The sequence below is a fragment of the Shigella sp. FC1967 genome (genome assembly GCF_001743005.1).
GTDB lineage: Bacteria > Pseudomonadota > Gammaproteobacteria > Enterobacterales > Enterobacteriaceae > Proteus.
In genome coordinates this window covers 1-360 of the sequence record NZ_MIIZ01001392.1, presented here as the reverse complement: position 1 = coordinate 360, position 360 = coordinate 1, and the positions used below count along the sequence as shown (strand labels likewise).

Sequence of the window (360 nt, the reverse complement as noted above, 5' to 3'; positions counted from 1 at the left end):
GTTCCACCTTCGACCATGCCGATGCCCCCCTTTGGCGAGGGTGTCATTTATCGCATCCGCCAAGATGAGCTGCTCCTTTCTTGGCCTCATCGCAAGGGGATTCAGATAGACGTCCATCATGTGCTCACTTTCTTCCGAGGTAAGCTGGTGATTGACGTAGAGCTCCTTTTCGATCCCAGCGCTCAAAATATAAAAAAGCAGTAGCCCCTCAGGCTGTTTATGCTCTCGCATCAGCGTTCTTATTTTGGCGCTGACTTGCTGGGGGGAACGTCAGGTTGTAGTGGAATGCGACACTCCCCTCATCGCTCTGGGCATCCATCTTCGGCCCGAGTCCCCTCTCTATCGCATCGACGATGATTT

At 53.1% G+C, this 360-nt stretch carries 1 protein-coding gene; it reads right to left on the bottom strand.

From position 1 onward, the window contains the following. The coding region (locus BHE89_RS24500) for a hypothetical protein (RefSeq protein WP_216080966.1) at positions 1-231 on the bottom strand (231 nt) is incomplete at its 3' end. Positions 232-360: the final 129 nt, after the last annotated feature.